We start from the raw sequence: 24,032 nt of genomic DNA on the forward strand, positions 1-24,032 counted from the left end.
CGCAAAGTAAGCATAACGCTAGGGCTTGACCTTAGCGGAGTGTCTAGAGGCGCTTTGACTTCGCCTTTAAGAGTTCGATTGTGGACTACTTAAGAATCCCCGTCTCTTTAGAGCGGGGAGTGTCAAACCATAGCAAAAGCCCCTCTAGCTCGGTCACAAACTGAACACCAATCCGGAGGGGGTTATGAAAGATATGCAGTTGTAATGGCAGTTGTAATGAGAGTGCGATCGCGGCTCAACACGCTGCGGCACACAATATTTAGTTAGCCGCTAGCCGTCTGCTAATTCCACTACTAGTTCGCACTACTTAACGGAAACAGCATCCACATCAACCGTGCTGGACCCCGTGGCAGAAGCATTATTGGTGTAAGCATTATTGGTGTAATCAGAAGCTTCACCCGACTCGCTGGTCTTAGAGTCAGACTGCGAGGCCGACTTCAAGCGAGAAGTTAGCATCTGGGAGACTTCACCAATCAAGAGGGTCAGAATTACGGTATCGTCGATCCAACCAATGACGGGAATAAAGTCGGGTGCAATATCAATCGGGCTGAACAGGTACAGCAATGAACCCAGGATAATCCACCAACGATATTTGGGATTCCGGATGGTGTCACGGTACCAGTTGTAAACGCCTTGAATAGAGAAGTTCATAAGCTTGTCCTTAAAGTTATCTTGATCTTGGCAAACTTTTCCCAGAACTTCCGGTGTGGATATCTGGTGTATCAGGTCTGGCAAGCTCTACCTAAAAACTCTTTTAATTTTCTAGAAACTATTTCAGCGGGCGATCGCTCTCTACTTCTTGGCACCAATTGCAGGTACCCTGTAGAGAAAACGCTGGCTTGAGGAATGCACGGAGGCAAGAAATAACTGTGAATATTGCAGAACTATTTCAAAAGGGCGGAATCGCAATGTGGCCGCTACTGGTCTTGTCGATCATTGCTCTGAGTGCCATTATTGAGCGCTTGTGGTTCTGGTCTCGCATCTTGACCCAAGAGAAAGAAACTGTGGAACGGGTGATGGATGCGGCTCCGCACGACTGGGGTAAAGCCGCCGACTTAGCTAGAAGAGCTGATGATCAACCCATTGGGCGTTTTCTCTATGCGCCTCTAAAACTGCAAAACCCAGACCCAGAGCTATTTAAGCTAGCACTAGAAGCCTCAGCCGACGAAGAACTAGCAGCAATGCGCCGAGGTGACAAAGCGTTGGAGGCAGTGATTGCGCTCTCTCCCCTCTTGGGACTTTTAGGCACGGTCGTCGGCTTGATCCAATCCTTGCGATTGATTCGGCTTGGTGACATTGGTACTGCTTCGACGGCTGGCGTGACTAGTGGTATTGGTGAAGCCTTGATTAGTACAGCGGCTGGTTTGATCGTGGCAATTCTAGCCCTGGCATTTTATCGGTTATTTCAAGGGCTGTTGTTTAATCAAGTGAAACTGTTTCGTAAGGCGGGCAATGACTTAGAACTCCTCCACCGTCAGCAATGGCTGGAAAGACACGGGGTCTCGCCTTTGGTAGGCAGTGCTGCCACCAACTATCCTACAGAGACGAAAACGGATACTCCCAATCTGACTGACTATTAATTTCTGACTATTAATTTCGCTGCCCTATTTTCACAAAGCCATGAAAATCAACCTGGATTCCCCCGCCGAAGAAGTTCAAATCCAGATTATTCCGCTGATTGATGTCATCTTCTGTATCCTGACATTTTTCATCTTGGCAGCTCTGCAATTGACGCGACAGCAAGGGATTAATGTAGATTTGCCACGAGCGGGTACGGCGGCGACGCAGATGCGAGAAATGTTGGTCGTCAGCATTGATTCGGTGGGGCAAACCTACATTGACCAAAACCCGGTGACGGAAGCGGGCCTTTATCAGCAACTCGTGGGCTACCAGCAAACTAACCCCGGCGGCATGATTGTGCTGTATGCACCCAAAACTGCTATCTATGACGATGTGGTGCGGGTGCTGGATTTGCTGCGATCTGTGGGGGGCGATCGCGTGGCCCTAGCGACCCTACCCGGCAGTCCGAATCCTGCGAACAATCAAACGAATCCTGCCAACCCCACCTTGCCTGGTTTATCTCCTCTTCCGGGTGGATCAACCTTGCCTGGGGGTGCCTCACCTTATCAGTTGAATCCTTTAGAGACGCCAGGGGCTAATCCATCTCCTACGTTTAATCCCAATGTGCCGCTTTTCACCACTCCAGGGCAGGGGCCAAATGGGGCTGGGCCAAACGGTGCTGGGTCGAATGGTGCTGGGTCGAATGGTGCTAGGCCAAACTCGACGGGTACTTTGACTCAGCCGATCGCACCTGAGGCGGCTCCTCAATAAAGCTCCTAAAAGATCTTTGCTTCCCCTTCCCTTGCAGGGAAGGGGCTAGGGGTTAGGTCTCCTAAGCGGGAACTTGAATTTTTTGGCTACCGGAGAGGTTGAACGCGGCGTGGATGGCTTGAAGGGCGATGACGCCTTGGTCTTGAGCCACAACGCAGCTAACTTTGATTTCAGAGGTGGCGATCATTTGGATGTTGATTTGGTGCTGAGATAGCGCTTCGAACATCTGGGCGGCGATGCCTGGTTTACCGACCATGCCAGTACCAACGATGCTGACTTTGGCGATCGCAGAATCCACAACAATTTCGCCACAACCTAGTTCAGGTGCAGCTTTCTCTAGGATGGTGCGCGCGGCTTCGGCATCGATTTGGGCGACGGTGCAAGCGATATCGCGGGTGCTGGCTCCGTTGACGACTCGGCAGCGCTGAGACTGGATGATCATGTCTACGCTGATGTTTTGTTCGGCCAAAATTTGGAAGACTTTTGCGGCCATACCGGGACGATCGGGGACGTGACGGATCGCGAGGCGCGCTTGGTTCAGGTCTAGCGCTACACCGCGCACAGGAGGTTCGTCGGGGGTGTGAACTTCGACGGCGGGGGTGAGCTTGGCGGAGGAACTGTGGACTTCAAAGGCTTCGCATAAGGTGGCAATGGCGCGATCGCAATCCTCGGCATCAATTACGCAGCTCACCTTCACTTCTGAGGTGGAAATCATCTGAATGTTGATGCCAGCAGCAGCCAAGGTAGAGAACATTTGGGCAGCTACCCCAGGACGACCAATCATTCCTGCACCCGCAATGCTGACTTTGGCAATCTGACGTTGCACCATCACATCTGCGGCATCAGAACCCGTATCAAGTGGGATGCCCAAAGCAGGTACGATCGCGGCGGCGACAGCTTCAGCTTGGTTCAAAGAATTTTTGGTGACGGTGAAGGCGATGTCGTTGGAGTTGCCTTCATGAATAGATTGAATGATCAGGTCTACATCCAAATCCTGAGTGGCAATTTCACCGAACAAGCGGGCTGCAACTCCTGGGCGATCAGGAATGTGCAACAAAGCGACCTTAGCTTGGTCGGTGTCAAACTCCACGCCATCGACGGGACGCGCCAGTTCTAGGTTTTCTAAGGGGCGGGGTTGGGGTGTGGGGGAAACAACTCTGGTTCCAGGCTCCTCTGTCCAGCTAGAGCGCACGACCAAAGGCACGCCGTAATTGCGGGCAATTTCTACCGCGCGAGGATGCAGAACTTTGGCTCCTAGGCTGGCCAGCTCTAGCATTTCGTCGCAGGTAATCTCAGACATCAGTTGCGCGTCTGGTACCAAGCGCGGATCGGTGGTCAAAATGCCAGGGACATCGGTGTAAATTTCGCAGACATCGGCTCGTAGTGCTGCTGCTAAGGCCACGGCTGAAGTGTCAGAACCACCCCGACCTAACGTGGTAATCTCTAGTTCTTCTCGACTAGCAACCCCTTGGAATCCTGCCACTACGACTACTTTGCCTGCTGCTAATTGCCGTTCTACGCGATCGGGCTGGATGTGCAGAATCCGGGCGCGGCTATGCTCAGCTTCGGTGACAATGCCCACCTGTGCCCCAGTCATCGAAATGGCGGGTTGACCGAGCTCTTGAATCGCCATACTCAGCAGGGCGATCGAAACTTGCTCCCCGGTCGAGAGCAGCATATCCATCTCCCGTCGATTGGGATGGGTGGAAATTTCGTGGGCAAGCTTGACTAAACCATCGGTGGTTTTGCCCATTGCCGAAACCACCACTACCAAGGAGTTGCCAGCCTTAACCGCCTTCACCACTCGCTGAGCAACTGCTTGAATGCGTTCTACCGAACCGACAGACGTTCCACCGTACTTCTGGACAATCAGCGCCATGACCCTTACCCTACAACCCTCCCACTCTGCTGTGAACAGTTGTAGCGTCAAATCTGTCAGGGAGCAGGCAGGTACTAATAATTAAATTAACCTAATAAACTTATCAGAATGGACTAGGCGGAAACAGCAAGATTGAGACTAAACCTTACAAGTTTTTCGCCAATGGTAGCCAATAAGAATCGAAACCAAGCAATTTTTATCCCCAGGAACGAGGTATATTCGACCTCAGAGGTGCTTAGATAGCATTTAACTGGCCAACTTCTAGACCGCGCAAAAGGAGATCATCTTTGACGTCAGCGTCCCCGCCACAAAAGATCCTCGCTGTACTGAATGGGAAGGGCGGAGTTGGTAAGACGACTACAGCAGTTAATCTGGCAGCAGCGTTCTCGGACAAATATCGAGTGTTGCTAGTGGATTCAGATCCACAACATTCTGCCAGTTGGTGGGTGGAGCGGAGCGAGAAGGGCATTGGCTTTGATTTAACACGTGAGACAGATGCCACGCGCCTAGCAGACCTGCGAAAAATAAAAGGTTACGAGTTAATTGTGGTCGATACGCCCCCTGCTCTCGGTTCGGATGCGTTAGCAGCAGTGGTGCCAGCGGCAGATTATCTTGTACTTCCCAGCCCTCCTGCGCCAATGGATTTAACAGTTTTGATTGAAACAGTGAAAACGGCGGTGATACCTACTGGCGTAATGCATCGAGTGCTGCTAACCAGAGTTGATCCGCGCAGTTTGGCAGAAGCGCTAGAAGCTCAAAACACCTTACTAGAGTTAGGCATCCCTGCTTGTAATGCCTTTATTCGAGCCTATAAAGCTCACGAGCGGGCAGCTCTAGATGGATCGTCAATCATGCAGTGGCGGGGCAAAAATGCTCGTGAAGCTGAAGCAGACTACCGTCGAGTTGCAGAAGAGATACAGAGAGACTGGAGGAAGTGATGGCGAAGAAAGGCTTAGGCGATTTGCTACGAGAGGAGGCTCAGAAGTCCCTAGAATCAGAAGTAGTTGGAACTGTTGAAAGGAGTCCGGAGTTGGTGCAAACGTCCCCTAATACCCCCAAGAATGCCGAGCCCGCCTCAGCACAAACTGTAGATGTCAAAGCTCAACCCATTGTGGCTCCTGATCAGCCTGAAGATGACGCGGCTGCTAAATCTAAGCGTGGCTCTAGTACAGCTAGCAAGTCCACCAATGCTAAAGCTGCGTCTACGAAAACAGCCAGTAGTAAGGCTAGTGCTAGCGAGAGTGATGCTAGCGCTAAGCAAGATACACTCGACACTTCAGGTTTAGAAGCGGCGATCGCGGAGTTACGGCAAAATCTAGAAGCGGCTCGGAAAACTGAAAAGTCCTTACTAGACAAGATCTCGGCGATCCAATCGGATTTAGACGAGCAAAAGTCACTGGCTCAGAAGTTGCAAGCCGAAGTGAAACACACCAAAAAGCTGGAATCTGAACTGGAGGAAGCTAAGAAGGTGATTCTGCAACTGACTGAATCCAACGCGAAGCCAGAACCCGCAGCAAAGCCAGAACCCGCAGCTAAAGCAGCACTCGCAACAAAGCCCGCAGAAAAGAAGGAGCTTGCTAAGCCCCAAAGTGGGCAACTGGCGCGTACAAACCAACGCCCTGTTGACCCAAATAATAGAGACTACCGATCGCACCGCGTTGTGCTACAGGAGCGCATTCCTCAACACTCAATGCACCAGCACTACCCTAGCAAAACCACTTCCGATTCTGACCTGGGTTGGTTTGACTAAAGCCAATTTTTAATTGAATTAATTACAGGCGATCGCTTCTCAAACAGGGGCGATCGTTTTTTAACCTGAGTATTATCTGGTGCGTGATGCTGACGCTCACAGCATCCTACATATTTATTAGATCAGACCTCTCCCTAAATCCCTCTCCTAAGAGGCGAGGGACTTTGAAGCTCTTGCTCCCCTTCCCTGTAGGGAAAGGGCTGGGGGTTAGGTTTCCAAATGCGATCGCAAGGCTGGCATCAAATATTGAGTCAAAGTAAAGGCATCAACTCCTAACTCAGTGCGCTCTTGAGCCGCGAGAAGGCCTGCTTCCGCGTGCCACCAAACCCCCGTTTGCACCGCTGCCTCGACCGGAGCTGACTGCAACACATCTTGGGCCAACAATCCTCCAATTAAGCCTGTCAGCACATCACCGCTACCACCTCTGGCTAAGGCAGGGGTACTGGCTGGGTTGATCCAGACTGTGCCCTCTGGAGTGGCGATCGCTACTCTTGCACCTTTCAGCAACACCACCGCTCCAGTTTGCTGAGCTGCTTCCCGAACTGCGATCGCTCGATTCGTCATTGCCTCGGCTATAGCTGGGAACAACCGCTTAAACTCGCCGAAGTGGGGTGTAAGAACTGTAGGAGCTTGACGTTTAGTGAGAGTTGGGATGGTGCCTGTTTGAGCCAAGACATTCAAGCCATCGGCATCTAAAACTAAGGGGCGATCGCTGGCTATGACTCGCTCTACAACACTGCTGGCATCCATCGTTAGGCCAGGACCACAGGCGATCGCATTGTACGAACCGAGTTCTAAACTTTCGGGGAGCTGGGCGATCGCGCCACTAGCTGTTTCTGGGCAACCAATGATCAAGGCTTCAGGTAACTGAGCGGAAAGCAACGACTTAATTGACTCTGGCACCGCCACGGAAAGCATGCCAACGCCACTACCCCGCGCCCCTAATGCCGTCAGAATCGCTCCCCCTGTATAGCGACGAGAGCCGCAGATTGCTAGCAAGTGCCCCATTTTGTATTTGTGAGCTGTGGCAGGGCGAGGTAGGGGTAGATTGGCGATCGCGCTCTGCGGGGTAATTCGATGAATGCGAGAGGAATCAGCCAGTACTGCCTCAATATCCGCTAGAGGTAGACCAAAATCAATTAGCTCCGCAGTGCCGACATATTCTAAGGCGTTATCTTGTAGCAACCCTAACTTCCATAACCCTAAACACAGCGTTCGGGTGGCTCGAACGGCGGTGCCTAAAGCGGCTCCTGTATCGGTGTGCAAACCAGAGGGCAAATCAATGCTGACGACGGGCACTGACCACTGATTGAGCTGATTTACCGTCTCGGCGATGGAGCCGGAGAGCGATCGCTCCAGCCCAAACCCAAATAAACCATCGATTAGAAAGGCACAAGACTGTAGCCCTTCGACCTGCTCTACCAAGGGAATCCCCAAACTTTCCGCGTACTGGGCATGCTGCTGAGTTAATTCCTTCAGTTTAGGAAATGGGCGATAAAGGAGAACTTCGTATCCCTGTAAGTGCAACTCACGCGCCACAACTAGGGCATCGCCACCGTTATGTCCTGGCCCAACCAGCACCCCGACTTTCTGATCAGTAGAAAGCGGATAGAGTGTTTGCATCCGTCGCGTGATCAAGCCAGCCACTTTTTCCATCAGTGCAGCCACAGGCAACCCAGCCGCAAACGCCCGACCCTCGATCGCCCGCATTTGCTCAGCAGTCACAATAAACTGCTGGATTTTCTCTAGCCTGTTTTGTCCTTGCGCCACAGTGTCATTCCCCAGCAATTTTTTCAAGCTAACAAGCCGGTAAGCTCAACGTCCGTAATAAACCCGTGCATTAGTCAGGCCGAAATCGTTGACATAGCGGTTCCAGGAATTGGCAGCATTCCAATTGGTGAAAGGGCCAACGGCAATATGGTTGCCTCGTGGCTGATCGCGCGAGATCACGCTTACCCTTAAATCACCTGCTAGTCGTTTTACTTGGGCTTGAACAGCAGCAAGCGCCCCACTGCTAGCAGGAATCACCACATAGTAACCCTTTGGGCTGGCTGGAGCTGAACTGCCGCTGCCAGAGCCAGAAACTTGCGCGACCTCTGCTCGAATTCCTTGGTCTTGCAATGCTTCGGCTCGGCGTCTGGCATTTGATTGATCGATAAATTGCCCTACTTGAATCACAGTACGACCCCGATATTCCTTGCGGAACGCCTCTGGCTCCACTCGTCTCACCTGTTCCAACATCAAAGGGCTATTGCCATTGACGTAAACCAAATAGGTTTGCGAGGGCAATGCCCGGGTGGGAGGTGCTGAAATTGGAGCTGGGCTATTTGGGAAAGGAGCGGGAGCAGGCTCTAAAGTGGGCAAAGTAGGGTCACGCGGCACAATCACCGGAGGAAATTGGCTAGATGGCGGGGGCGGAGGTGCCTCAAAATTAAATTCCTGCGCCACCAAGACGCTGCTCGGTTCAGCCGCGATCGCCTCATGAGCTGCCAGTGCCAATCCACCTTGCCAAAGTAGGAAGGCCAAAGGTGCAGCCCAACTCCATTGTGGTTTCATACTAGGTTTGGTTCCAACCAAGCATCGTTGAGGTTTTTGATTAGATTCCTGAGATTTATTGCCTGAATGAATGGTCATAGCGATCGCAACCCTATTAATATTTCCTAATACTTTCGGCGATAAAAATTTGCGGTTAGTGTAGCACGGAAAAAGCTCTATCTCTTGACAAGCTCTGGGCGAGAGAATGTTAGCCTAGGAGAGTTAGCTTATATGTTTCGGCAGTATTTGCAGTCCATGAATAAAGTTGTGGTAGGACTCTCCGGTGGAGTTGATAGTTCCGTTACAGCCGCCATCCTCCACCAGCAAGGTTACGAAGTTGTGGGCATGACCCTGTGGCTGATGAAGGGTAAAGGCCAATGCTGTTCTGAGGGCATGGTGGACGCTGCCCGAATTTGTGAGCAGTTGGAGATTCCTCACCACATCGTTGACATCCGAGAAACCTTTCAAACCTACATTATTGATTACTTAGTGTCTGGTTACAGCGCTGGAATCACACCACTGCCCTGCTCACAATGCAACAAAGCCGTGAAGTTTGGGCCGATGCTCCAGTATGCCCGTGACAACTTTGGCATCGATCGCATTGCCACGGGACACTATGCTCGGATTACTGTGGACGAAACCACAGGCCGCTATCAACTGCGCCGAGCCGTCGATCGCAGTAAAGACCAAACCTATTTCCTGTATGACCTGAGCCAAGAGATTCTCGCCGGGGTGCTGTTTCCCTTGGGCGAATATCCCAAAACCGAAACCCGTCGCGTTGCCGCCGAGTTGGGCCTCTACACTGCCGAAAAGCCTGAAAGCCAAGATCTATGCTTGATTGAAGCACATGGCTCGATGCAAAAGTTTCTGGATCAGTACATCACGCCCCAAAAAGGCGACATTGTCGATCAAGCAGGGCAAGTCTTGGGCCAGCATGAAGGTGTACATCACTACACGATTGGTCAGCGCAAAGGCTTGGGCATTGCTGCTGCTCACCCCCTGTATGTCATTGGCCTAGATGCGGGGCGAAATCGAGTCATCGTAGGCGAGCGCACGGAAGCTCAAAACCCAGAATGCACCGTGCATCGGGTGAATTGGGTAGCGATCGCTCCTCCCACCGCTCCGATTCGCGCGGAAGTTCAGATTCGCTATCGATCGCCTGCGGTTCCAGTAACGGTGATCCCGCTAGAAACTCAGGACGGGAGCGATCGCGTCAAGCTGGTATTTGACGAACCTCAGTTCAGCATCACCCCTGGTCAAGCTGCGGTTTGGTACGACGGAGAGGTATTGCTCGGTGGCGGCATCATCGAACCTTTAGAAACTTCCAATTCCTAAGAAACCTCACCCCGCCTTGCGGCACCCCTCTCCTAGTAGGAGAGGGGCTGGGGGTTAGGTGAATGCGTCAATTTCTTGACCAGACAAAGTGCGATCGCTCCAAAAACAATTGCCCAAATTCGCACAGGGGTACCGGGGAAAGGTAGGATAAAAATTAGAAAAAATTAACAATCTTCTCGTCGAGCTAACCAGGAAGAGGGAATTATCTTGAGTCACCATTCAGACGGCATTGCACCCCACGGCGGCCACCTGATCAATCGCATCGTTACGCCAGAGCAAAAACAAACCTTTCTAGAAAAAGCGGACTCTCTGCCTCGTGTTCAACTAGATGAGCGAGCCACCTCCGATCTGGAATTGATTGCCATTGGTGGCTTTAGTCCTCTGACTGGTTTTATGGAACAGGCCGACTACATTAATGTGGTCGAGAACATGCGCCTAGCCAATGGGTTGCCTTGGTCCATTCCTATCACCCTGTCTGTCACCGAAGAAGTTGCAGCGCCTCTGCAGGAAGGTGGTTTGGTGCGTCTAGACAATCCCCAAGGTCAGTTTATTGGAGTGCTAGAGCTGACACAGAAATATACCTACGACAAAGCCCACGAAGCGATCAACGTCTACCGCACCGACGACGAAAAGCATCCTGGCGTGAAGGTGGTTTACAACCAAGGGTCAGTGAACTTAGCGGGGCCAGTATGGTTACTGCAACGAGAGTCGCACCCTCTGTTCCCCCAATACCAAATCGACCCTGCCGCATCGCGGGCCATGTTCAAGGAAAAGGGCTGGAAAACCATTGTGGGCTTCCAAACCCGCAACCCTATCCACCGCGCTCACGAATACATCCAAAAGTGTGCGATGGAAACGGTGGATGGTCTGTTCTTGCATCCCCTGGTTGGTGCTACGAAGGAAGACGACATTGCCGCAGATGTGCGGATGCGCTGCTACGAAATTATTCTGGAGCACTATTACCCTCAAGATCGGGTGATTCTAGCCATTAACCCCGCTGCTATGCGTTATGCTGGCCCCCGCGAAGCCATCTTCCATGCGCTGTTGAGGAAGAACTACGGCTGCACCCACTTTATTGTAGGTCGCGATCATGCTGGAGTCGGTGACTACTACGGCACCTACGATGCTCAGCACATCTTCGATGAGTTTGAACCCGGTGAACTAGGGATCACTCCGATGAAGTTTGAGCATGCTTTTTACTGCACTCGCACGCAGGGTATGGCGACGACCAAAACTAGCCCCAGCACTCCTACGGAGCGGGTTCACCTCTCTGGCACTAAAGTCCGCGAAATGCTGCGTCGCGGCGAGTTGCCACCCCCAGAATTCTCTCGTCCTGAAGTAGCGGCTGAGCTAGCACGGGCCATGCGAGTTGCTGTCGAGGCGTAAGCGTTGCAAACTAGTTGCAGACTAATTGATTAACCTTGTGTAGGGGCGTACAACAGTGCGTCCCTACTTTTCGTCTATACTGGCAGTCGTTAAGGCTGGATTCTCCCAGCTACAGCCAACGTCAATGGCGAGGCTGCGGCACTAGGTGCTCCAAAATCCATTTGGGATCGAGCATGTTTACGTGAGATCTAGACAGCCGTAGGGGAAACAAAGGCATGGGATTGAAGCGACGAGCCTTTTTGCAACAAGCTGGCTTAACCTTAGCAGCCTTAGGCATGAGTGATGCGGGGTTGTTGCGACTGAGCGATCGCTACTCTCAAGCTTTGGCGGCACCCACCGCCCGAAAGTTAGCCTTACTGGTAGGCATTAACCAATATCCGGACAGTCTGTATCACCGAACTGCCACTCGCAGCTCAGCCTTAGCGGGATGTGTGACCGACGTTGAGTTGCAGCGAGAGTTGTTGATGCATCGGTTTGGGTTTAGCGATCGCGACATCCTGACGCTGACCGATCGCCAAGCTACTCGCCAAGCCATTGAGTCCGCTTTTCTAGAGCATCTGACCGAGCAAGCACGTCCAGGAGATGTCGTGGTGTTCCATTTCAGCGGCTATGGAGGCCGAGTCCAGGCAGATAACTCAGCGGAAACGGTGCAGAGTAGCTTAGTTCCGGCTGATGCGATCGTATTGACCAACCAGGGCGAGGACACCGTCAACGACTTACTAGAAGAAACCCTGCTGTTGCTGCTGCGATCGCTGGCTACTGACCGAGTGACCACAATCTTAGATACTAGCTATCTTTACCCCGGTAGTTCCTTACAAGGCAACTTACGGCTGCGAGCCAAACCCAAACCTAAATTGGGCAAACCCAGCCCAGATGAACTGGCATTTCAGGAGCAACTCTTAAGCCGTATTCAGGCATCGCGAGAACAAGTGGGCGTGCAACGGCGCTCTGGTCAAGTTCCTGGGGTGGTTTTGGCAGCGGCCAGTTTAGATGAATTAACCAGTGCTACGACCCTTGATTCTGCTCAAGCGCAAGCCTTTGAAACCCAGTGGGGTAGCTTTAGTGCGGGGCTACTAACTTATGCCTTGACCCAACATCTCTGGTCGATGTCTCCCGCTACCACTGTTCAAGTCAGCTTCAAGCGGGCTGCCGCCAGTATTGCTCAATGGGTAGGCAAAGAACAGCCAACTCTGACGGGGTTGCAAAGCCGAGATCAAGCTTTACTCACCTACTCTGTAGCGCCCAGCGATCGCTTTGGAGCCGAAGGGATTGTGACCAGCGTGGATGACGATGGTAGAGCAGGTGAGCTTTGGCTGGGTGGTTTGTTTAGCCCTGGTCTGGAAGCTTACGGTTTGAATGCTGTGCTAAGCGTCGTCTCACCGTCCAGTTTCACAGATTTAGCAGCTCCCCCTACCCAGATTGAGTCAAGCGCGATCGCCTCTGGCATCTCTAAACCTGCTAGCGCCTTGGAAACTGCCACACCTGCTAGCGCCTCGGAAACTGCCACTAAAGCTCAACCCGTACAAGTGCAGATTTATGCTCGGAATGGCCTGACTGCGAAAGCTCGAATTGCCAATGTGGGGGATGCGGCGGCAAATCTCAAGCTCCAAGTTGGGCAACTGGTACAAGAAACCGTCCGGGTGATCCCACGCAATCTGAATTTAGCGATCGCCTTAGACTCAACTTTAGAGCGGATCGAACGAGTGGATGCGACCAGTGCTTTTTCCGCCACACCTTATATCACCGTGGTCACGGCAGGAGAGCAAACTGCGGACACATTGTTGGGTCGGGTTAACGAAACCAGTCGTTCCACTACTACTACGGCAACGGCTGAGATAGCCACAACCGAGGCCAGCATCAGTCGCAGCAGTGACTTCAGCGCCGCTCCACGCGGCTATGGTTTGTTTTCAGTCAGTCGGGAATTAATTCCAGACAGCTTAGGAGAAGGTGGAGAAGCGGTCAAGTCAGCGATTCAGCGGCTGTTGCCTCACTTCAAAACGCGCTTGGCTGCTAAGCTGCTGCGACTCACTGCTAACGAAGCAGCGTCACACTTGGGCGTTAAAGCGGTTTTAGAACTCGTCACGCCTGAACCTGCGATTCTGCTCAGCCGATCCACGCTGCGGGCACAGAGCATTTCCTTTAGCCAGCGGACGACTCCAGCCCCACTCAATGAGTTAGGCGTTCCTACTCTGCCGATAGGTAGCCAAATTCGTTACCAAGTTTCTAACTATAGCGATCGCCCAATTTATGTCGTAGCTCTAAGTTTGGACAGCAGTGGTAGCCTGATTGCGCTTTACTCTAGCCAAGCCACCCCTCCCACTGAAGATGGCGAAACTAAATCTATTTTGAAGCAGGAAGCGATCGCGCCTGGGGAAGCGCTGAGCGTCCCACAAGTGAAAAACTCTCTCCAGTGGACCGTCAGAGGGCCAGCGGGCTTTGCCGAAACTCATCTCATATTTAGTGATGCGCCTTTTAGCCAAACTTTAGCGACCTTGGAAGCTGCAATGCGACCTATGGGGGGAATACAGCGATTGGGTGCTCCTGCCAACCCGCTAGAAGTTGCCCACGCTCTTTTGCAAGATTTGCATCAAGCGAGTGTGGTGCCCACGCAGACCCTCAACATTCCAACTGATGTGTGGGCCTTAGATATGAATCATTGGGCGACACTCAGCTTTTTGTATCAAGTCGTCGAACAGCCGAATAAGCAATTGTGAAAAGCAAATCAACTTATGGATCGCTTTATTAAGTGTTTTGTAACTCTTGTGTCTTCTTGTGTGAACCCAAGTTTGGTATTTCCAGATCAAGATATGGTTGAAAAGTGAAAAGACAATTAAGGAAGAGAATGTATGACTCCTTTAATGCTTCGCCAGTTATGGGCGGTGGTTGAGTCAGCTCAAGCCCAAATATTGCTAAATTTGGATGATTCTAGCCTAGCTCAGTGGTTGCTACGGCAATTAAAGGCTCAGCGATCGCTAGATTCTGATGAAACCAACCTGTTGAATGCCTATATTCAGACCAAAATGCCTCTCATCCGTGATTTAGCCGAAGAGCACTTAGTTCCTCATTCTTAGATTTCTCAATATATTGCAGAACTTAGTACCGTAATGCCAGCAATAGACTCTTTGAAGCCTGTAAGATAAGACTCGATCGAAGGTTTGAGGCCAGAACCAGACCTAGTACCTTGCATTTCTGGTTATACCTCTTGTCTCCCTGGGGTCTATTCAAAGAGAGTAAAGCTGCATTTATGCGTCAATGGCATTCTTTCATCATGGCAACCGTGTTGCTGGGACTATCCTTAGCAGGGTGTAGTCAACAGCAGCGGCAAAGCCAACTAGACACCATCATTAGTCGTGGCAATGTGGTTTGTGGTGTCAGTGGCGAACTACCAGGATTTAGTTTTGTAGGGCAAGATGGCAAATATTCGGGACTCGATGTAGATGTGTGCCGAGCGATCGCCGCTGCTCTGTTCGATAACCCGGACGCCGTAGAATTCCGCAACCTCAACGCTAAAGAACGCTTTACCGCCGTACAGACAGGCGAAGTCGATGTGCTCAGCCGCAACACCACCTGGACGATGAGCCGCGATACTTCCGTCGGTCTGGAATTTGCCCCAGTGGTCTTTTACGACGGGCAAGGGGTGATGGTGAAACAGAATGGCGGCATCAAATCCTTGGCTGACCTGAAAGGCCGCTCCATCTGCACCCAAACGGGCACCACCAACGAGCAGAACTTGGCCGACGAAATGCGGAAGCGCAACATCAGCTACACTCCGGTGGTGTTTGAAGATGTCAATATCGTGTTTGCGACCTATCAAGAGGGCCGTTGTGATGCGGTGACATCCGATCGCTCGCAGTTACTTTCCCGGCGTAGCGCCTTACCCAAGCCCGAAGAGCATGTGATTTTAACTGATGTAGTTTCCAAAGAACCTTTAGCTCCCGCTGTCGCTGCTGGAGATGCCAAGTGGAATGATGCGGTGCGCTGGGCGATCTACACCTTGATCAATGCCGAAGAAATGGGGATTAACTCTAAAAACGTCACACAACTCGCTAGCAGCAGCAAAGATCCGGGGATACGTCGCTTCTTAGGCGTAGAAGGCAACTTAGGGGAAGGTGCAGGCTTACCCAATGATTTCACCGTGCGAATCATTAAGCATGTGGGCAACTATGGCGAGATTTACGATCGCAACTTAGGGCCAAAAACTAAATTGAACTTGCCGCGCGGCCAAAACCAATTGTGGAATCAGGGGGGACTGCTCTACGCACCCCCGTTTAGATAAGCGATCGCATGAAAACACAGGGCTCTATTCCCCTCTGGCGAGATGCTCGGTTTTGGTGGGTCGTCGGGCAGGTGCTAGTTGTACTACTCACTGCGATCGCGATCGCCATTTTCTGGAGCAATCTCAGCCACAACTTACAGCAGTTGGGAATTCAATTTGGCTTTGGCTTTCTCAACTCGCAAGCCGCCTTTGATATTGGCGAAACCCCCATTTCCTACCTGCCCTCCGATAACTATGCCCGTGCCTTACAAGTCGGTCTCGCGAATTCTTTGCGAGTCACCGTTTTTGGCATTGTCTTGGCAACCGTCGTGGGAGTGACTGCTGGCATCGCCCGCCTCTCAGATAATTGGCTAGTGCGGCAACTGGCATTGGTTTATGTGGAAACGCTACGCAATACCCCCTTACTCCTACAACTGTTTTTCTGGTATTTTGCAGTTTTTCTTGGTTTTCCGCGTCTACCTGCCCATATTCAGTTACCAGGACCGATTTATCTAACCCAACAGACTGTAGCCTTACCTTGGTTTCATACCACCCGTGATACAAATATCTGGCTTTTGATGTTGGGGGCTAATTTAGTCTTGGTTTGGGCTTGGCATTGGTGGGATAGTAGAGCCGCTGCTCCCGCTTTGCCCTTGCTGCTGAAATTGTTAAGCACCCTGGTTTTGACAGTTGCGATCGCCCTGAGCGTGCTTGAGAGCGAATTTTTGCGTTGGGATGCCCCCCGCATTGTCGAGGCCAACATTACGGGCGGCTTGCAACTCTCGCCAGAATTTGGCGCTTTGTTGGTGGGCTTAAGTTTATATACCGCCACATTCATTGCTGAAATTGTCCGGGGTGGCGTGCAGTCGGTATCCCAAGGCCAGTGGGAAGCGGCTCGGGCTTTGGGCTTAAAACCTGGCTATATTCTGCGCCTCGTGATTTTTCCGCAAGCACTGCGATCGATCGTGCCTTCCTTAGGCAACCAATACCTCAATCTTGCTAAAAACTCCAGCTTGGCGATCGCGATTGGCTATCCTGACCTGTACGCGGTGGCTTCTACCACCTACAACCAGACGGGTCGAGCGGTGGAAGTCATGGTATTGATCTCAGTGACTTATCTTTCTATCAGCCTGGTTATTTCTAGCTTGATTAATTGGTATAACCGCACAGTGCAGTTGGTGGAGCGCTAAACAAACCTATGACGCTAGATGACGCTCCCCCACCCGCTTTATCGATTACCCCGTGGCACTGGCTACGTCGCAATTTATTCAACACTTGGTACAACAGCCTGCTGACGCTGGTTTGTCTGTGGCTGCTCTTCCAAGTGTTGCAAGCGGTTCTGGGATGGGTGTTTACGCAAGCTCAGTGGACGGTGGTGCAAACCAACTTGCGCCTCTTCTTCATTGGTCGCTATCCACCCAACTTAGCTTGGCGAATATGGCTTGTGTTGGGGACTGTAGTTGGTTTAGCAGGACTTTCTTGGGGCAGCTTGGCACCCCCGCGATCGCCTTGGTTCAAGCGAGGAGTCAGCATCGTTACAGCGATCGCCTTAGGAGTGGCTATACTCTTGCCCTTGCCACTACCACCCCGCCTTTGGTTAGGCGCGATCGTCCTACTCCTATTTGGCAGCTTTGGCTTAGGAAAACGCTTTGCAACTCTACTGAAACCTCAGCTAGTTTGGGCTTGGCTGGGCGCTTTTCCTATACTGCTGTGGCTAATTGGCGGCGGGCTAGGACTGCGATCGGTCAGTACAAATCTCTGGAATGGTCTGTTGCTGACGATGTTGCTGGCAACCACCAGTATTGTACTAGCGTTTCCCTTTAGTGTGTTGCTAGCACTAGGGCGGCAGAGCAATTTACCTGTGGTGCGCTGGTTTTGCACCCTTTTTGTAGAAATCGTGCGCGGCCTACCCTTGATCGGCATTCTGTTTCTAGCGCAGGTAATGTTGCCGCTGATCTTGCCTGTGGAGTTACGGCTAGACCGATTGTTACGAGCGATCGCGGGTCTGGTGCTATTTAACGCGGCTTACCTGGCAGAGAATGTCCGGGCGGGTCTGCAAGCCGTACCCAGAGGTCAAAGCGAAGCTGCTCGTGCTTTGGGACTCAACCCACTATTGGTATTGTGGCTGATCGTGTTACCCCAAGCCTTACGGGTAGTAATTCCGGCGATCGTCGGTCAGTTTATTTCCCTGTTTAAGGACACCTCGCTGCTCTCAATCTTTGCCCTGGTAGAACTCACCGGAATTGCGCGATCGGTTTTGGCTCAACCACAGTTTTTAGGGCGATACGCCGAGGTATATCTGTTTGTGGGACTCATCTATTGGGTGTTTTGCTATTCCATGTCGATCGCCAGCCGACGCCTAGAGAGACATCTGGGCATCGGCCACAAAAGAACCTAAGGGTTGATAATGCCGAAGTAAATGGCTGCAACAAAAAAGTTTATTGCTAAAAAGACGGTTCCCAGTGCTAAACCAAAGGCCCAAGAAGGCTCGGTCTCTTTGGTCATCACGTTCTCAGCAGGTTTAGTAACTTTAGGACCGTCTGCTCCGTCGTAAGCTTTGGTTTTATCGATGCGGCTGGTGTTGCGTTGCTTGGATTGAGTACTCATAGGTCTAAGTTTGTTTTGGTAAATTGTTGAAAATTGTTAAGACTGGACTAACGCCTATGTTCGCGTGCTCCTGCAAAGCCTGCATCAATCTATTGAACTAGTCTGAAAGGTAGTGCTGAGTAGGGCTGGCCTGATTTCTTGTAAATTTTTTGTAGCTGATAACACGGGCTCCGTTTAAACCCTTGCGCTTACTCAATTGTGCCTAGAAGCGATCGCTCTACAAAATCGCTTTCTATTTAGTTCGTTCAGTGGTACATGAGTTTAATGATGAGGGCGATCGCCTTACTGAAAACAGAAGTAAAAAGTGCAGTTCTGATTGATTTCAAAAGCGTGAAATTTCCTACCTTTCCATCTAGATCAGCATGTTATATTGCTGAGTCCTCAAGAGGGCAGAACAACCAAAAGCTACCTCTTGATTTCAAAATCAAGTTAGCGTGAGATTGCCGACGAGGTAGTGTTTTGAGGTTGATGGTTGAGCGATGCTCCAGAGGAGCCACTTTGTGAACGTCCAAAGGAAGCAAGTTAATTTTTGATCTGTGATTTGAAAGAATTAAATGAGCGTTGACGTGGTTGATTAGTTCGTTGTCCGATCAAAACACTCATTAGAATGATGACAATCCCAATCAGTTGAATTAGCGTAAATGTTTGGTGTAGAACGACAAATCCAACGATTGTTGCGACTACAGGACTCATCAACCCCAGATAGGAAACAGCCGATGCTTTGAGTTTATCAATCCCTCGGAACCAAAGCGCATAAGCAAGTCCAGTGCCGACTAAACCTAGATAAATAAAGCCTAACAGGTTGGTTACTGAAAGATGAGTTATTGGACCTTCAATTACTAAGGCAATTGGCATTAGAACAATTCCTCCAACGACTAACTGCCATGCTGTAAAGACAAGTAGAGAAACTGGGCGTTTCCACCGTTTCACTAGTACCGTTCCCAAACCCATTGTTGCAGCTCCAGCAATCGCGGCCACAATGCCAACACTATCAAGGCGTGCAGCAGGTCCGAGAACCAGCAACCCAACACCAACAAAGCCAGCGATCGCTACCGTAATGGACAGCTTAGACGGTTTTTCATTCAATATTCCCCAGGAAAACAATACGACTAGTAGAGGCTGGATCGCGCCTGCGGTTGCTGCAACGCCACCTGGAAGACGATAAGCAGCAATAAATAATAGCGCTTGAAAGAGTCCGATATTGAGGCTGCCTAAGAGCAAAATGCGCCACCACCAAATACCTTGAGGCAATTGTCTCAGCCATGCTATGAGCAGAATACCAATTGGCAGCGAACGTAAGGCCGCCACCAATAGCGGATGGTCAGGCGGTAGGAGTTCAGTTGCCACAACGTAAGTCGTTCCCCAAGTTATCGGCGCTAGAGCAGTCAGCAAAATATCGGACAGATGAACGTGGGCTGTCTTCATAGCTTTTATCTCTATATCAAGATACTCTGTGTCAAGATTACAGCAGTTGTCTTGACATTAAGATAGTTGACATCAAGATTTTTAGATGAGTAGCATTTTAATGAACGCCGATCCAGTCGATGCAGTTTTGGCTCAATGGCAGAAAGAGCGCCCTGACTTAAACGTGTCATCTATGGGCATCATTGGCAGGATAGGGCGGCTAACCAAACACCTAGAACGAGCGCTTCAGGAGATATTTTCAGACTTTGATTTGAATGCTGGAGAATTTGATGTGTTGGCTACATTGCGCCGCTCGGGTCAGCCGTACCAGCTTTCGCCGACTATGCTATTCAACACCTTGATGATTTCATCCGGTACAATGACGCATCGGATAGATCGCTTAGAACAAGCAGACCTTGTGCGGCGCATTCCCGATCCAAGCGATCGCCGAGGAACGCTAATTCAGTTGACCAACAAAGGTTTCAACGTGATTGAAAAAGCTGTTGAGGCTCATGTTGCCAATATGAATCGTCTCCTTAGCAGTTTAGAAAAAGCGGAACGTGAAGTTCTCGCTCAATTGCTACGTAAGCTGTTAATTTCGTTTGAGGAGTAGCGATCGAACATAATTCAAGCCTGAATAAAGTTGTTGTGATAACCGTAAAAACGCAGCATAAAAACCCGCTTGGCTCGGACAGTTGAAAGATCTTGGTGGTGATGCCAAGGTTACTTGTTGCCGCTCAACTGGAACGTTAATACTTCATAGGCGATCGTCCCTTTAGAGTGAAGAAGATTCAATTTGCTGATGGGTATTTGTGATAGCTGAAAGCCTAATGCCAAAAGTTAAATGATACGAGCGATCGCACTTCAGCAAGAAGACAAAAGATTGTGGAGTAGGATCAAAAAAATATATGGGGTTAGAGCGATCGCACACCTAGCAAGAACGAGGGCGATACAATTTATGCAACCTTGTTAGGTGTTGAAAACCTGAAGGAAATAACTTAATTCCATGAATACCCTTGAGCAAGTACTAGAAACTGCGTTGCAACTGCCCTACGAACAGCAGGAAATGTTGATCAAAATTTTGCAAAATCGCCACCATGAAAGTCGTCGCGCAGAAATGGCTGCGGATGCCCAACAAACATTAGCTGATTTTCGGGCAGGTAAATTTCGACCTCAGTCAGCCGAAGATATTGTTTCAGCATTACGTGAGTCCTTGCACGAGCCAGAAGCGTGAGACCGCTGGTTTTAACCCCCAAATTTAAGCGGGCATTTCGTAAGTTTGTAAAGCGAAATGCTGATCTTCAGCAGCGGATTGAAGCAACTCTTCAACAAATGGAAGCAGACGTATTCGCTCCTACCTTAGGTACTCATAAACTGAGTGGTAAGTTGGATGGTCTGCAATCCTGTTCTTGCGGCTATGACTGTCGTGTAGTTTTCTCCATTGAGCAGGATACGGAAACCAATAGTGAAGTGCTTGTCCTGATAGACATTGGAACCCATGATGAAGTTTATTAACCTTGTTAGGCATTACAGCGGTATAACAAGGAGAAAATGGGGAGCTGACTGAGAAGCAATGAGCATGATTGTGGCGGAAGAGGTACATAAGTGGTACGGCAAGTTTCATGTCTTGCGGGGGGCAAGTCTGACCGTAGAGCGGGGGGAAGTTGTCGTAATTATGGGGCCTTCTGGCTCTGGGAAATCTACCTTTATCCGCACCTTTAATGCGCTCGAAGAGTATCAAAAGGGGCGGATTGCAATAGATGGCATTGAGCTATCCCACGATCTGCGGAATATCGAAACGATTCGGCAGGAAGTAGGGATGGTGTTTCAGCAGTTCAACCTGTTTCCGCATTTGACCGTGGTGCAGAATATTACACTGGCTCCAAAATGGGTGCGGAAGTGGGCCAAAACCCAAGCCGAAGATGTCGCGATGCAGCTACTAGAGCGAGTGGGAATTTTGGAGCAAGCCCACAAGTATCCAGGTCAGCTTTCGGGAGGGCAGCAGCAACGAGTCGCGATCGCCCGTGCCCTAGCCATGCAACCCAAAATCATGCTGTTTGATGAACCCACCTCCGCCCTCGACCCCGAAATGGTGCGCGAAGTGCTGGACGTAATGCGATCGCTGGCCGAATCTGGCATGACGATGGTGGTGGTTAGCCATGAAGTGGGGTTTGCGCGAGAAGTCGCCGATCGCATTATCTTGATGGATGGCGGCGCTTTAATCGAGTCAGGTACCCCCACCGAGTTTTTCCAGAATCCCCGCGAGGAACGCACTCGTCAGTTTTTGGCTCAGATTTTGTAGCGCTTGACTACCCTGCTTCAAGGCTTAGATAACAAATCTGAAGGCAATGCCTGTACGCCTGGAACAGCGGTTGCGGCAGGCTTGACAGGTGTTTTATTAAACTGCATAGACACCAGGGCATAGCCTAAATAGGCAGGCAACAAAATTGCGATGAGAGCTGCGATCGCGCTGAGCCAAGTTACCGAGTTATGGGTGGGGCCATAGTGACAGCGATAGGGGTCGTAGTTAAGGTAGTCACCCTTGATAATTTCTCGCATGGCGATCGGGCGCTTGAAGCGGACTCGGCGATCGTCCAGTTTTTCTAGCATGATCCAGCCTGCTTCCGATTCCTCCTGGCACATCCGCTGAAATACGGCTGGGTCACGAAACAAATCCCGACTCGCCCGGATAATTTTGAATTCCCAACCCATTAAGCGTGGGTCGCGCTGAGCTTCTTTGGTGGCTGCATTCGCAGTTTGTCCATTCGCAGTTTGTCCATTTGCAGTTTGGCCATTAGCGGTTTGGCGTGGAGCAGTGGTGTTCCCGTGGCCTGTTTTGGCAATATCTTCTTTCGTCTCGTAGCGGGTCAAAATTTCCTCCTCCTCACTTTGCTGCCCCAAAACTACCTGCTGCCAGCGCAACCAATTTCCTAAGAGAGTTGCCTGAGCGCCCAAACTGCCAACGAATAAGCTCAAAACCGTGATTTCCAACATATCTTTATTTCCTACCTGGATTCATTGGCAAATCCGGAATTCGAGCCTGTTTGAAAGCGCCAGTGCTGAACTGAGTTAGCGCGAATATAGCAGATATTGCTGAAGTTTAAACCTGTTTTAAGCTCCCATACTTCATCATGGTTTTTTGACATTGGTAATACAGATTTAGAGGCAGAGCGATCGCCTACTCTGCCGCTTCTACCGAGTCTTGGCACTGCTTTGGGGTAGATACCCTTCTATTAACAGATCTGGCCCCACCGATCGCCAGCGCAGTTTTTCTAAAGGCAAGGCTTCGGGCATGGTGAGGAAGCCTAGGTCACCCACCGGAGAAGGGGCTGTGCTGCCACCGACAATCTTGGGAGCAATAAAGGCTAAGACTTTTTGCACCGTACCCTCTGCGATCGCTTGAGCAGCCAAGGTGCCGCCACATTCCCACAACACCGACAAAAAGCCGCGATCGTAAAGGTGGGTCATAACCTGGGCAGGTGTAAGCGGGGACAGCTCTACTACCTCTACTCCTAGTTGTCTTAGCAATGCTTGGAACTCAGGCTTCACTCCCGGCTCTGTGATCACCAAAGTAGGTGCTGCTGTGGTTTGCCACAGATGAGCTTGCTCTGGCAAATTTAGGGTGCGGCTCATCACGACCCGCAACGGATGAGGGCCATCAACTTGACGGCTGGTGAGCAATGGATTGTCAAGCCGTACAGTATTGCCACCCACGATCACAGCATCACAAGCGGCTCGCAGTTGAAACACTTCTGCCCTGGCTGCTTGCCCTGTAATCCAGGCACTGTGGCCGCTATTGGTGGCAATTTTGCCATCTAAAGTCATGGCATATTTGAAAATGCCAAAGGGTTGATGGTAGCGAATCCGATGCACAAAAGCTTCATTTAACTCCTGGCAAGCAGCCTCTTCTACCCCTGTCACCACTTCAATGCCTGCGGCTTGGAGTCGGGCAATGCCACCTCCTGCCACTTTGGGGTTGGGGTCTACCATCCCCACCACTGCTTTAGCGAGACCCGCTGCCACCACTGCCTCGGAACAGGGAGGGGTTCGTCCGTGATGGTTGCAAGGCTCTAGGTTGACATAAAGGGTGGCTCCTTGGGCGCGATCGCCTGCTTCCCGTAAGGCAAATACCTCGGCGTGAGGTTGGCCTGCCTGAGGATGAAAACCTTCGCCAATAATTTCTCCATCTTTGACGATGACAGCTCCCACTAAAGGATTGGGAGCAGTGCGGCCTAAGGCACGTCGAGCGAGTTCTAAGCAGCGCTGCATCATGGCGCGATCGAACACCGTCCCTATGGTGGTATTGTTTACCGCTGCAACCGAGGCAAATCCTTTACTCTGATCGCCAGTTGAGTTAATGGGGTCAAAACGTCCAGAATCCAAAGCCGCCTCCGAGCCGCGTTCAATATCCAGAAAAAAATCTTTCCTTAGTTTGACATTCTCGTTACTCCCCCTAAGGATAAAGTTGCAGCGCGATCGCGCCGTTAGACTAGGAGAGTCGTATCGTAACCAAGTGTTACAAATTCACAAACTCAGATTCTGTCCTATTT

At 50.9% G+C, this 24,032-nt stretch carries 23 protein-coding genes; 15 read left to right on the forward strand and 8 right to left on the reverse strand.

Features of this window, described 5'->3' with window-relative positions:
• Positions 1 to 303 precede the first annotated feature (303 nt).
• Positions 304 to 651, reverse strand: coding sequence for a DUF1232 domain-containing protein (locus tag KME12_07715; GenBank protein ID MBW4487662.1), 348 nt, complete (start codon positions 649 to 651; stop codon positions 304 to 306).
• 218 nt (positions 652 to 869) lie between these two features.
• Between KME12_07715 and KME12_07720 the strand changes: the two genes are divergently transcribed.
• Positions 870 to 1,580 (forward strand): MotA/TolQ/ExbB proton channel family protein, encoded by a 711-nt coding sequence (locus KME12_07720; protein ID MBW4487663.1) that lies wholly within the window; start codon positions 870 to 872, stop codon positions 1,578 to 1,580.
• A 40-nt stretch (positions 1,581 to 1,620) separates the two neighbouring features.
• Positions 1,621 to 2,331, forward strand: a complete 711-nt coding sequence (locus tag KME12_07725; protein MBW4487664.1) for a biopolymer transporter ExbD — start codon at positions 1,621 to 1,623, stop codon at positions 2,329 to 2,331.
• A gap of 61 nt (positions 2,332 to 2,392) precedes the next feature.
• Here the strand turns inward: KME12_07725 and KME12_07730 are convergent, their stop codons facing one another.
• Complete coding sequence (locus KME12_07730; protein MBW4487665.1) at positions 2,393 to 4,210, reverse strand: aspartate kinase; 1,818 nt, start codon at positions 4,208 to 4,210, stop codon at positions 2,393 to 2,395.
• A 287-nt stretch (positions 4,211 to 4,497) separates the two neighbouring features.
• On the opposite strand from KME12_07730, the gene KME12_07735 reads away from it, so the two are divergent.
• The gene (locus KME12_07735; protein MBW4487666.1) at positions 4,498 to 5,148 is read left to right on the forward strand and encodes a ParA family protein; all 651 of its coding nucleotides are present in this window, start codon (positions 4,498 to 4,500) and stop codon (positions 5,146 to 5,148) included.
• Positions 5,148 to 5,960: a hypothetical protein gene (locus tag KME12_07740; GenBank protein ID MBW4487667.1), complete on the forward strand. Its 813-nt coding sequence runs from the start codon at positions 5,148 to 5,150 to the stop codon at positions 5,958 to 5,960. The genes KME12_07735 and KME12_07740 overlap by 1 nt, the downstream gene beginning before the upstream one ends.
• 207 nt (positions 5,961 to 6,167) lie before the next feature.
• Here the strand turns inward: KME12_07740 and KME12_07745 are convergent, their stop codons facing one another.
• A complete protein-coding gene (locus KME12_07745) occupies positions 6,168 to 7,670 on the reverse strand; it encodes an NAD(P)H-hydrate dehydratase (protein ID MBW4487668.1) in 1,503 nt (500 codons plus the stop codon).
• Between the two features lie 105 nt (positions 7,671 to 7,775).
• Complete coding sequence (locus tag KME12_07750) at positions 7,776 to 8,516, reverse strand: SPOR domain-containing protein (GenBank protein ID MBW4487669.1); 741 nt, start codon at positions 8,514 to 8,516, stop codon at positions 7,776 to 7,778.
• A gap of 210 nt (positions 8,517 to 8,726) precedes the next feature.
• Between KME12_07750 and mnmA the strand changes: the two genes are divergently transcribed.
• The 7 genes from mnmA (at position 8,727) to KME12_07785 (ending at position 17,869) form a co-directional block, all read left to right on the forward strand.
• Positions 8,727 to 9,830, forward strand: a complete 1,104-nt coding sequence (mnmA, locus tag KME12_07755; protein ID MBW4487670.1) for a tRNA 2-thiouridine(34) synthase MnmA — start codon at positions 8,727 to 8,729, stop codon at positions 9,828 to 9,830.
• A gap of 207 nt (positions 9,831 to 10,037) precedes the next feature.
• On the forward strand, positions 10,038 to 11,216 hold the full coding sequence (sat, locus tag KME12_07760; GenBank protein MBW4487671.1) for a sulfate adenylyltransferase: 1,179 nt from the start codon (positions 10,038 to 10,040) through the stop codon (positions 11,214 to 11,216).
• Between the two features lie 215 nt (positions 11,217 to 11,431).
• Positions 11,432 to 13,930, forward strand: a complete 2,499-nt coding sequence (locus KME12_07765; GenBank protein ID MBW4487672.1) for a caspase family protein — start codon at positions 11,432 to 11,434, stop codon at positions 13,928 to 13,930.
• Between the two features lie 132 nt (positions 13,931 to 14,062).
• Positions 14,063 to 14,287, forward strand: a complete 225-nt coding sequence (locus KME12_07770) for a hypothetical protein (GenBank protein ID MBW4487673.1) — start codon at positions 14,063 to 14,065, stop codon at positions 14,285 to 14,287.
• A gap of 173 nt (positions 14,288 to 14,460) precedes the next feature.
• The gene (locus KME12_07775; GenBank protein MBW4487674.1) at positions 14,461 to 15,492 is read left to right on the forward strand and encodes an amino acid ABC transporter substrate-binding protein; all 1,032 of its coding nucleotides are present in this window, start codon (positions 14,461 to 14,463) and stop codon (positions 15,490 to 15,492) included.
• 8 nt (positions 15,493 to 15,500) lie between these two features.
• Entirely contained in the window at positions 15,501 to 16,661 is a 1,161-nt protein-coding gene (locus KME12_07780; protein ID MBW4487675.1) for an ABC transporter permease subunit, read from the forward strand.
• 8 nt (positions 16,662 to 16,669) lie between these two features.
• A complete protein-coding gene (locus tag KME12_07785) occupies positions 16,670 to 17,869 on the forward strand; it encodes an amino acid ABC transporter permease (protein ID MBW4487676.1) in 1,200 nt (399 codons plus the stop codon).
• Here KME12_07785 and KME12_07790 read toward each other — a convergent pair.
• Both KME12_07790 and KME12_07795 read right to left on the reverse strand, forming a co-directional pair.
• Entirely contained in the window at positions 17,866 to 18,078 is a 213-nt protein-coding gene (locus KME12_07790; protein ID MBW4487677.1) for a photosystem I protein PsaX, read from the reverse strand. The two genes, KME12_07785 and KME12_07790, sit on opposite strands and share 4 nt — an antisense overlap.
• Positions 18,079 to 18,600: 522 nt before the next feature.
• Positions 18,601 to 19,503, reverse strand: a complete 903-nt coding sequence (locus KME12_07795; protein ID MBW4487678.1) for an EamA family transporter — start codon at positions 19,501 to 19,503, stop codon at positions 18,601 to 18,603.
• 100 nt (positions 19,504 to 19,603) lie between these two features.
• On the opposite strand from KME12_07795, the gene KME12_07800 reads away from it, so the two are divergent.
• The 4 genes from KME12_07800 to KME12_07815 all read left to right on the forward strand — a co-directional run bounded on the left by KME12_07800 (position 19,604) and on the right by KME12_07815 (position 21,784).
• Complete coding sequence (locus KME12_07800) at positions 19,604 to 20,095, forward strand: MarR family transcriptional regulator (protein MBW4487679.1); 492 nt, start codon at positions 19,604 to 19,606, stop codon at positions 20,093 to 20,095.
• Between the two features lie 393 nt (positions 20,096 to 20,488).
• Positions 20,489 to 20,716, forward strand: coding sequence for a hypothetical protein (locus KME12_07805; GenBank protein MBW4487680.1), 228 nt, complete (start codon positions 20,489 to 20,491; stop codon positions 20,714 to 20,716).
• Positions 20,717 to 20,721: 5 nt separating this feature from the next.
• Positions 20,722 to 20,997 (forward strand): type II toxin-antitoxin system YafQ family toxin, encoded by a 276-nt coding sequence (locus tag KME12_07810; protein ID MBW4487681.1) that lies wholly within the window; start codon positions 20,722 to 20,724, stop codon positions 20,995 to 20,997.
• Positions 20,998 to 21,061: 64 nt separating this feature from the next.
• On the forward strand, positions 21,062 to 21,784 hold the full coding sequence (locus KME12_07815) for an amino acid ABC transporter ATP-binding protein (GenBank protein MBW4487682.1): 723 nt from the start codon (positions 21,062 to 21,064) through the stop codon (positions 21,782 to 21,784).
• A gap of 17 nt (positions 21,785 to 21,801) precedes the next feature.
• Here the strand turns inward: KME12_07815 and KME12_07820 are convergent, their stop codons facing one another.
• Both KME12_07820 and ribD read right to left on the reverse strand, forming a co-directional pair.
• Positions 21,802 to 22,476: a hypothetical protein gene (locus KME12_07820; GenBank protein MBW4487683.1), complete on the reverse strand. Its 675-nt coding sequence runs from the start codon at positions 22,474 to 22,476 to the stop codon at positions 21,802 to 21,804.
• Positions 22,477 to 22,674: 198 nt separating this feature from the next.
• Positions 22,675 to 23,754 (reverse strand): bifunctional diaminohydroxyphosphoribosylaminopyrimidine deaminase/5-amino-6-(5-phosphoribosylamino)uracil reductase RibD, encoded by a 1,080-nt coding sequence (gene ribD, locus KME12_07825; protein ID MBW4487684.1) that lies wholly within the window; start codon positions 23,752 to 23,754, stop codon positions 22,675 to 22,677.
• Between the last annotated feature and the right edge of the window lie 278 nt (positions 23,755 to 24,032).

It is taken from the genome of Trichocoleus desertorum ATA4-8-CV12, from assembly GCA_019358975.1.
In the GTDB taxonomy this organism is placed as follows: Bacteria; Cyanobacteriota; Cyanobacteriia; order FACHB-46; family FACHB-46; genus Trichocoleus; species Trichocoleus desertorum_A.